We start from the raw sequence: 9,780 nt of genomic DNA, 5'->3' as shown, positions 1-9,780 counted from the left end.
CACTAATGCGACAGCTCCTTTAATTTTTACAAACTATAGGGTAGTTTTATTTGTAACTCTTTTACATGTAAACTACAAAATTAATACTTCACAAATGATTACTGTTACTTATTTTTCTTTAATACTTTTTTATATATAAAATCCGCAAATAAAGAATTAGACCATGCAAACCAGTCTCTTGTGAACTTTTCTGGATCATCGCAGTGGAAGCCTTCATGCATGTAGTTTGTATTTCCGTCACATTTAACTAGAGTTTCAATTAAAGAATTAATTTCATCTTCATTATTAGAAGTTAAGCCTTGCATTGAAAGTGATATATGCCAAATATATTCATCAGGAGTATGGGGACTTCCAATACCAGAGGCAGCTGTCCCTTCATAATAATAAGGATTATTTTTACTTAAGATAAATCTCCTAGTGTTTTGATATATTTCATCATCAATTGACTTATATTCAATATAAGGAATAGATAAAAGGCTAGGTACATTAGCATCATCCATAAAGTTATAATTTCCAAGACCATCAGTTTCATAAGCATATATTTTTCCAAAATCTTTATGTTCAACTATACCAAACTTTTCAATTCCATCTTCCATTTGTAATCTTAAATTTTTAGCTTTTAAAGCTAATGAAGAATCTTTATAAATAACCTCTGCAATTTCTTCAATATATTTTAATACTACTGAGGCGAACATATTTGAAGGCATTAAGTAACCGTATTTACAAGCATCATCACTAGGTCTAAATCCTGACCAAGTCATACCAGTATATGAAACTGGATTTCCAAGTCCATTATTGCATAAAGTATCACTTGGTGCACAATTCAATCTTTGGAAGGAATAATCAGATTTTTCAAAGTGATGTTGCTCGGTTATCCATAAATCTATTATTGTATTAAAAACTGTTAATATTTCATCATTGAAAAATGTTGAATCATTAGTTTTTTTCCAATACTTATAAATTAATCTTATAGGAAAACAAAGTGAATCAATTTCATATTTTCTTTCCCAAACCCATGGACTATCTTTAGTTATATCGTTGTCCCATTTTTGACCATTAGGTTCTTTGTTAAATGCATTAGCATAAGGTTCAATCATTATACATTTAATTTGTCTATTTATAAGTCCTACAAATAAATCTTTTAATATAGGATATTCATTTATAAAAGGTAAATAATGTTCCACTTGAGATGTTGAATCTCTAAGCCACATTGCAGGAATGTCCCCAGTTATTATGAAAGTATCACTTTCTTTATATAATACTGTGGTATCAATTGTATCTATAAAACAATTATAAAATAGCTTTCTTAACTTTTCATTTTCAATTGAATTTGATAACTTTAGACCAATATTCTTTATTACATCATTAAAAATAGTTAGTTTTTCAATATTATTATTTTCCATTAAGTTTCCTCCTAAAGCATAAGTAATTCATTTAACACATACATTGTATATGTTTTCAAACAATAATAAAGTAGTTAGAAGGATATTTCTATAAAAAGTTATATATTTTTAGAGTTTGTACACTAATTTATATTTTTATTAGTCAAAGTATATTTTGTTGATTAGATATGTTTTCAAAAGCTTGCATTTTAGACATATTTTCAAGTTCTTGTATTAATGCTTTATTTATAAATATTAATGCAAAGGATAATAAATCTGTGATATATTTTAAGTAGTTCAAGAAACGTTTACAAAGAAAGGGGTTGGAGCAATGTCTAAAGCTAAAAAATTAAATAAAAACAACAATAAGTCAGTGCTAAAAAAATTAAAAGAGAATAAGGAATTCTTATTTTTAACGTTACCAGGAACTATTTGGTTTCTAATATTTGCTTATTTACCAATGTTCGGTATAATAATTGCCTTCAAAAATTGGAAAATAAGTGGTGGATTTATAGAAAGCTTAATTAAAAGTGAATGGGTAGGGTTTGATAATTTCAAATTTTTATTCAATAGTAGTGATGCTTGGTTAATTACAAGAAATACGGTTTTATATAATATTGTATTTATAATTTTAGGAATAGTCCTTCCTGTTACGTTGGCTATTTTATTAAAGGAATTATTAAATAAGAGACTATCTAAGTTTTATCAAAGTTCAATGTTTTTACCTTACTTCTTGTCTTGGGTTGTTGTAAGTTATTGTCTATTTGCATTTTTAAGCCCAGAAAAAGGTTACATAAATGGAATTATTACATCCTTAGGAGGAGACAAAATATCTTGGTACACAGAATCTAAATATTGGATTTTTATTCTAATATTTATGAGTCAATGGAAAGGTGTTGGATATGGAACAGTTATTTATCTAGCATCTATTTGTGGAATAGACAAGTCTTATTATGAAGCTGCAATGATAGATGGAGCAAGTAAATGGCAGCAAATAAAGTATATAACTATTCCATCATTAAAGCCTGTTTTAATAATAATGTTTATAACTGCAGTTGGGGGAATGTTTAGAGCTGACTTTGGATTGTTTTATCAACTTCCGAAGAATTCAGGTGCCTTATATTCAGTAACGAATGTTATAGATACTTATGTTTATAGAGGATTAACCAATCTAGGTAATATAGGGATGAGCTCAGCAGCAGCTTTATACCAATCCTTTGTAGGACTTATTTTAATACTAGTAACTAATGGAATTGTTAGAAAAGTAGATAATGAAAATGCATTTTTCTAAAATAGAGGTGGTGGAGAATATGACAGATAAACTAAAAGGTATTTTCAAAGGAAATAAAGATCAAAATGAAGAAATAGACAATGTAAATAAATTCAATTCAATATCAAAACCTACAAATATAGTTTTAAATATATTTTTTGGAATGTTAGCAGCACTTTGCATATTACCATTTTTCTTTGTTTTAATAATTTCATTGACTAGTGAACAATCCCTACAAGCAAATGGATATAGATTTTGGCCAGAAGAATGGAGCTTAGAAGCCTATAAATATATATTTGAATCCGGAAGTAATATAATCAGATCTTATGGAATAACTATTACAGTAACAATCGCAGGAACACTTCTAGGATTAGTAATAATGACAACCTATGCTTATGCATTATCAAGAAAGAATTTTGCATATAGAAAATTCTTTACTAAGTTAATATTTATTCCAATGTTATTTTCAGGTGGAATGGTTTCATCATATTTAGTAGTAACTAGATTCTTAGGATTAAAAAATAATATACTAGCACTTATACTACCTATTTGTGTAAGTTCATTTAATATAATAGTTTTAAGAACCTTCTTTAAAACTTCTGTACCAGATGCAATTATAGAATCAGCTAAAATAGATGGTGCTTCAGAATTTTTACTATTTTTAAAAATAGTTTTGCCAATATCACTTCCAGCGATAGCTACTATAGCTTTATTTTTAACATTAGGATTTTGGAATGATTGGTTTAATGCAATGCTTTATATAGATAAAAATAGCTTAATACCTCTGCAATATTTATTGATTAAATTAGAAACCTCTATAGAATTTTTAGTCAATAATTCATCAGCACTTGGAACTACAGCAGTTCAAGAAGCTGCTAAAATGCCAAAAGAGACAGTAAAAATGGCAATAGTAGTTATAACAACACTACCTATAATATTTGCTTATCCATTCTTCCAAAAGTATTTTGTTAGTGGACTAACTGTTGGAGCAGTAAAGGAATAAAATTTTTAATATAAATATATTAAGAAGATACAAAAAATATTTAATAAGATTTAGAGGAGAAAAAATATGTTTTATTTATTAGAAAGAATTGAAAAAACTTGTAATGAAATTGCAAAAAATATATATAGAAATGAAGTCAAACTTGAAAACTATATGTATATAGATGGTAATTATCATAATATAGATTTAATTAAAGAAGCACCAAAGGATGGTTGGAGAGAATTTAAAACTGGAGATTTATGGGGAGGAAAAGATCAGCATGGATGGTTTAAATGCTCTGTAGAAGTCCCAGAGGAATTTAAAGGAAAGACCATAGCTCTTAACTTCCATACTTTCGAGGAAGGATGGGATGCTACTAATCCGCAATTTATTTTATATGTTAATGGTGAACAAATACAAGGGGTAGATATCAACCATAGAGAAATTATATTAACTCATAATGCAATTGCAGGAACAAAATATGAGATAGATTTACATGCTTATGCAGGAATGCTTGCAGATAAAAAAGCTACATTGCATGGAAAACTAGTAGAAATAGATATGGATTCTAGGGAACTATATTGGAACTTAAAAGTACCAGTAGATGTATGTAAAGAGCTTGAAAAAGAAGATAAAAATAGAATAGATATGATAACTGTTTTAAATGACTCTATAAATTTAATTGATTTAAGAAGGCCTAAATCAAAAGAATATGATGAAAGTGTCAAAGAAGCAAATAAATTTTTAAATGATAAATTTTACGGTGAACTTTGTGGACATGAAGATGTTATTGCAACATGTGTTGGACATACTCATATAGATGTTGCTTGGCTTTGGACAGTTGCACAAACACGAGAAAAGGTTGCAAGAAGTTTTTCAACAGTATTAAAGTTAATGGAAGAGTATCCTGAATATATCTTTATGTCATCCCAACCACAATTATATAAGATGTTAAAGGAAGACCATCCAAAGATATACGAAAAGGTAAAGAAAAAAATTGAAGAAGGTGTTTGGGAGCCAGAAGGTTCTATGTGGCTTGAAGCAGATTGTAATGTTACCTCAGGAGAATCACTAGTAAGACAAATAATGCATGGAAAGAGATTCTTTAAGGAAGAATTTAATGTAGATAATAAGATATTATGGCTGCCAGATGTATTTGGATATTCAGCAGCACTGCCTCAAATACTTAAAAAATCAGACATAGATTATTTTATGACAACAAAAATAGCTTGGAATCAATTTAACAAAATACCAAATGATACATTTATGTGGAGAGGTATAGATGGTAGTGAAGTATTAACGCATTTTATAACAACTACAGGTCCAGGACAAGATAGAGAATCACATTTCACAACATATAATGGACATATTCAACCTGATGCTATAATGGGCTCATGGAGAAGATACCAAAATAAGAATATAAATAATGATGTGCTAGTTTCCTTTGGATGGGGAGATGGTGGTGGTGGAGCTACCATAGAAATGCTTGAAAATGGAAGAAGGCTAGCTAAGGGAATACCAGGAGCTCCAAGAGTTAAGATGGGTACATCTTTAGATTATTTCAAGAGATTAGAAGAAAAGGTTGGAGAAAATAAAAAACTGCCAAAGTGGGTTGGAGAATTATATCTTGAATACCATAGAGGAACATATACTTCAATGGCAAGAAATAAGAGAGATAATAGAAAGTGCGAAAACTTATATACTGCAGCAGAAAAAGTAAATTCATTATCTATGTTACTTGGAGAGAAATATCCTCAAGAAAATATAAATAATTCATGGGAAACAATTTTATTAAATCAATTCCATGATATTATTCCAGGATCATCAATTAAAGAAGTTTATGATGTTACAAAGGTTGAGTATAAAGAGTTATTAAATAATGTTAATACATTAATAGATGATGGAATAAACAATGTAGCAAATAATATTAACTTATCTAAGCGAAGTGTTATAGTAACTAACACGTTAGGCTTTGATAGAGATGATATTGCAATGTTTGAAGTGCCAAATGATATAAAAAATCCAGCAGTATTAGATTTAAATAGAGAAGAGATAATATGTCAAAGAATAGACGACAATAAGGCTATATTCTTTGCTAAAGGAATCCCAGCTAATGGATATAAATCATTTGAAATAGTTGAAGCTACTAAAACAACAAATGAGGTTATAGAATTAACTGATTCTTATGCAGAAAATAAATTCTTCAAAATAAAATTTGATAACAAAGGACAAATAACATCCTTTATAAATAAAGAAGCTAATAGAGAAATATTAAAAGATGGAGAAATAGCTAATGAACTTCAAGCATTTGAAGATAAGCCTATGTGTTTTGATAACTGGGATATAGATATTTTCTATAAAGAAAAAATGTGGAAAATAGATGATGTTCAAAGCATAGAAGTTATAGAAAAAGGACCAATAAGAAGTACCTTAAGAATAGAAAGAAAGTTCCTTGAATCAACAATAATTCAAAAGATATACATTTATAATGATATTCCAAGAATAGATTTTAATACTTATACTGATTGGAAGGAAAAAGATGTGTTAGTAAAGGCAGCATTCCCAATAGAAATAAATGCTAAAGAAGCAACTTATGAAATTCAATATGGAAATGTAACTAGACCAACTCATAACAATACATCTTGGGATGTAGCAGCTTTTGAGGTTTGTGGACATAAATGGGCAGATTTATCAGAAGGAGATTTTGGAGTTTCATTATTAAATGATTCTAAATATGGTCACGATATAAAGGATAGAAACATGAGATTAACATTATTAAAATCATCATGTGATCCAAATCCAGATGCAGATAAAGAAGAGCACTTCTTCACATATTCAATATACACACATACTGGAACTTGGAAAGAAGCAAAGACTGCAAACCAAGCTTATGAGTTAAATATTCCTTTATTTGCTAAAGTTGAAGAAGCACATTTAGGTAAGTTACCAAATGAATTAAGCTTAGCTAAAGTAAATAAAGAAAATATAATTATAGAAGTTATAAAGAAAGCAGAAGATACTGATGCCTTAATAGTTAGAATGTATGAATTCCATAACAAAAAGACAAATGCAAAATTAACATTCTTAAATGATATAGTAAATGCTACAGAGTGTAATTTACTAGAAAAAGATCTAGAAGCTGCAAATGTAGATGCAAATAGCATTAACTTTACAATAAATCCTTTTGAAATAAAGACATTTAAAGTTAAATTAAAATAAATTTTATTTACCTCAGGGGTCCAATTTTTTGGACCCCTGAGGTCCAAAAAATTGGAAAATAAAGAGGGTTGAAAATGAAGTATATAGTTGGAATTGATATAGGTGGAACTAATATTAGAGCGGCATTATTAGATGAAGAAAGAAATATATTAGATAAGATTAAAATAAAAAATGAAGTAAGTAAGGGTCCAGAATATAATTTAGACAAAATAATAAATTATATAAATACTAACTGGAAGAGTAAAGGTATAAAGGGAATAGGGGTTGGAAGTCCTGGGCCACTGGACATTAAAACAGGAACAATACTTAAGGCTCCTAATTTAATTGGATGGGATAATTTCAATGTTAAAAAGTATATAGAAAATAAAACTGAGTCGAAAATCAGGGTAAACAATGATGCAAATGTTGCTGGACTTGCAGAAGCAATGATAGGATGCGCAAAAGGAGCTGAAAGTGTATTTTATATCACTGTATCAACAGGTGTTGGTGGAGCTTTAATAATAAATAATAAGATAGTAAATGGTGCAAATAGCTTTGCAGGAGAAATATGCAATTTGATAATAAATGAAGATAAATATAGTCATTCAGGTTTAGTTCAAGGTGGGCTTGAAGGACAATGTAGTGGGCCAAATATTGCAAGAAAAGCAAGTGAAGTTCTTGGAAGAAGTATAGAAACACCAGAAGTTTTTGAATTATATAAAAATAATAATGAAGAAATAAAAGTTTTAGTTGATGAATTATGTGAAAATTTATCAAAGGGAATTTCAAATATAATATCAGTTGTTGACCCTGAAGTTATAGTTTTAGGAGGCTCTGTAATTTTATATAACCAATCACTTATTGAAATAATAATAGAAAAGGTTAAAGAAAAGGTAATAAATAAAGACAAGGTAGATATAAGAGTAGCAAAAATTGGAGATGATGCTGGGCTTAGAGGAGCAGGATTTTTAATAGAATAACATGAAAATAATGTTAATATATAATAATATAAATTTTGATTCTAATCACATAAAGTTCTAAGGTGAATTCTTATAATAAAAATATAGAATTTACTTAAAAGCTAGTAAAGATAGAAATAGTGTAAAGATTGATATGAAAAACAGACATATATAATTTATAAAACACTATAAATTTAGGAGGAATAGAAATGGGAAAAGAATTCAAAATTAAAAATGATATTTATGGAGTTGGAATTATAGATGATAGAGATGTTCCATTTCATAGATTAGTATTAGATGGTACAACTTATAACAGTTATTTATTAAAAACAGAAAAACCAACAGTAATAGATACAGTAGATTTAATATATACAAGAGAATATGTAGAAAATTTAAAATCAATTATTGATTTAAAGGATATAGAATATATAGTTATAAATCATACAGAACCAGATCATTCAGGTGCTTTGGGAGGACTTGCAAGACAAGCTGTTAATGCAACTGTAGTTTGTAGTGAAAAAGCTGTTTATCACTTAAAAGAATTATATAAAATTGAAGAAAAAAGATTTTTAGTTGTAGGTGATGGAGATACCCTTGATATTGGAGGAAAAACTTTATTATTTAAAATGACTCCATATCTTCACACAGAAGAAACTATGATAACTTACTGTAAGGAAGATAAGGTATTATTCCCTTGTGATATATTTAGTACACATTTAAAAGCTAAGGAATATCTTTCAAGCAAGGCAAATACAGATATAACAGAAGCTTTTACTGTATATTACGATTTAATAATGTCACCACATAAAAAGTATGTAAGACCAATGATTTCAGCAGTTAAAGAGCTTGATATAGATATAATAGCGCCTTCTCATGGATATATACTAGATGAAAATATTGAAAAGTATATTTCTATATATGATGAAAAGAGTAAAGAAACTAAAAAAGGTAAAAAAGCCACAATAGTTTATACAACAATGAGAAATTCAACAAAGGGAATTGCAGACAAATTTAAAAAAGAATTTGAAGCAGAAGATATTGAAGTATTAGTATTAAATCCAGATAAGACTTCTGAAGAAGAAATATTAGAAGCTATTAAAAGTTCAGATGCAATATTATTTGGTACATCAACAAAATATGGCGATTTAATAGGTTCAATTGAAAATGTATTAAAGAAATTAAAGGATATAAACTTAGAAGGTAAGGTAGCTTGTGCATTTGGCTCCTTTGGATGGAGTGGGGAACCAATAGAAATAATTCAAGATTATTTAAATGAAACTAATGCTAATGTTTTAAACACATCTTCAATAATAAAATCAACAGGTATGATTGATACTAAATTCCCTGTAAGAGTTAGATTCTCCCTTAATGAAGAATCAGAAAAAGATGTAGAAAGAGCAGCAGATTATATAAGTTCAATATTATAAATTTAATATATTAAATATGGAGGAATTATTATGAAAAGTTTTATATGTGATGTATGTGGGTATATATATGATCCAGAGGTAGGGGATCCAGATAATGGGGTAGAACCAGGAACTGCATTTGCAGATGTGCCAGAAGATTGGCTTTGTCCTCTTTGTGGAGTAGGTAAAGATGAATTCTCGGAAGTAGATTAATTATCTAAAAAAAGAAATAAAACTATTGACATGAAAAATATATAGGGATATAATACGAAACAAGAACAAAAATTAAATAAGTTTTTATCAAGAAAGACGGAGGGACTGGCCCTATGAAGTCTGGCAACCTGAATTATATTATAATTATATTAGTTATAATTATAAGCTTTTATAGTTTAAGGTGCTAAATCCTGCAGATGTAATTGCATCTGAAAGATAAGAATGAGAAAAATATATATGTGTTAATACACTGCTTTCTTATTTTTAGGAAAGCAGTTTTTTTTATTCCTTAGGAAATTATAAATAGTTTAAAATTTGAGTAATGTGATTACTTGAAGCTAAGAAACAAAACAAAATTATATGTGTCCAC

The 9,780-nt window shown here is 28.3% G+C and carries 8 protein-coding genes and 1 riboswitch; of the genes, 6 read left to right on the top strand and 2 right to left on the bottom strand.

The features are described 5' to 3' along the window. Positions 1-104 precede the first annotated feature (104 nt). Both AAT22_RS11000 and AAT22_RS19285 read right to left on the bottom strand, forming a co-directional pair. Positions 105-1,403: a glycoside hydrolase family 125 protein gene (locus AAT22_RS11000; RefSeq protein WP_047001259.1), complete on the bottom strand. Its 1,299-nt coding sequence runs from the start codon at positions 1,401-1,403 to the stop codon at positions 105-107. Between the two features lie 142 nt (positions 1,404-1,545). Next, positions 1,546-1,683: a hypothetical protein gene (locus tag AAT22_RS19285; protein ID WP_172655015.1), complete on the bottom strand. Its 138-nt coding sequence runs from the start codon at positions 1,681-1,683 to the stop codon at positions 1,546-1,548. A 30-nt stretch (positions 1,684-1,713) separates the two neighbouring features. On the opposite strand from AAT22_RS19285, the gene AAT22_RS10995 reads away from it, so the two are divergent. From AAT22_RS10995 to rd, 6 genes are all read left to right on the top strand, one after another. After that, positions 1,714-2,673, top strand: coding sequence for an ABC transporter permease subunit (locus AAT22_RS10995; protein ID WP_047001258.1), 960 nt, complete (start codon positions 1,714-1,716; stop codon positions 2,671-2,673). A 19-nt stretch (positions 2,674-2,692) separates the two neighbouring features. After that, positions 2,693-3,655 (top strand): carbohydrate ABC transporter permease, encoded by a 963-nt coding sequence (locus tag AAT22_RS10990; RefSeq protein ID WP_047001257.1) that lies wholly within the window; start codon positions 2,693-2,695, stop codon positions 3,653-3,655. A 66-nt stretch (positions 3,656-3,721) separates the two neighbouring features. Beyond that, complete coding sequence (locus AAT22_RS10985) at positions 3,722-6,853, top strand: alpha-mannosidase (RefSeq protein ID WP_047001256.1); 3,132 nt, start codon at positions 3,722-3,724, stop codon at positions 6,851-6,853. 74 nt (positions 6,854-6,927) lie between these two features. Next, entirely contained in the window at positions 6,928-7,812 is an 885-nt protein-coding gene (locus tag AAT22_RS10980; protein WP_047001255.1) for an ROK family protein, read from the top strand. A 188-nt stretch (positions 7,813-8,000) separates the two neighbouring features. After that, positions 8,001-9,218: an FprA family A-type flavoprotein gene (locus AAT22_RS10975; protein ID WP_047001254.1), complete on the top strand. Its 1,218-nt coding sequence runs from the start codon at positions 8,001-8,003 to the stop codon at positions 9,216-9,218. A gap of 30 nt (positions 9,219-9,248) precedes the next feature. Further along, positions 9,249-9,410 (top strand): rubredoxin, encoded by a 162-nt coding sequence (rd, locus tag AAT22_RS10970; protein ID WP_047001253.1) that lies wholly within the window; start codon positions 9,249-9,251, stop codon positions 9,408-9,410. 81 nt (positions 9,411-9,491) lie between these two features. Continuing rightward, positions 9,492-9,633, top strand: a riboswitch (SAM riboswitch). Positions 9,634-9,780: the final 147 nt, after the last annotated feature.

The organism is Clostridium sp. C8 (assembly GCF_001010885.1).
GTDB classification, from domain to species: domain Bacteria; phylum Bacillota; class Clostridia; order Clostridiales; family Clostridiaceae; genus Clostridium; species Clostridium sartagoforme.
The sequence above is the reverse complement of the archived record's forward strand: the minus strand, read 5'-3'. Positions and strand labels throughout refer to the sequence as shown.

Bases quoted from the DNA above. Each gene is read 5' to 3' on its own strand.
- AAT22_RS10980 (WP_047001255.1), top strand. From the start codon at position 6,928: ATGAAGTATATAGTTGGAATTGATATAGGTGGAACTAATATTAGAGCG.
- AAT22_RS11000 (WP_047001259.1), bottom strand. From the start codon at position 1,403: ATGGAAAATAATAATATTGAAAAACTAACTATTTTTAATGATGTAATA.
- AAT22_RS10995 (WP_047001258.1), top strand. From the start codon at position 1,714: ATGTCTAAAGCTAAAAAATTAAATAAAAACAACAATAAGTCAGTGCTA.
- rd (WP_047001253.1), top strand. From the start codon at position 9,249: ATGAAAAGTTTTATATGTGATGTATGTGGGTATATATATGATCCAGAG.
- AAT22_RS10975 (WP_047001254.1), top strand. From the start codon at position 8,001: ATGGGAAAAGAATTCAAAATTAAAAATGATATTTATGGAGTTGGAATT.
- AAT22_RS10985 (WP_047001256.1), top strand. From the start codon at position 3,722: ATGTTTTATTTATTAGAAAGAATTGAAAAAACTTGTAATGAAATTGCA.
- AAT22_RS10990 (WP_047001257.1), top strand. From the start codon at position 2,693: ATGACAGATAAACTAAAAGGTATTTTCAAAGGAAATAAAGATCAAAAT.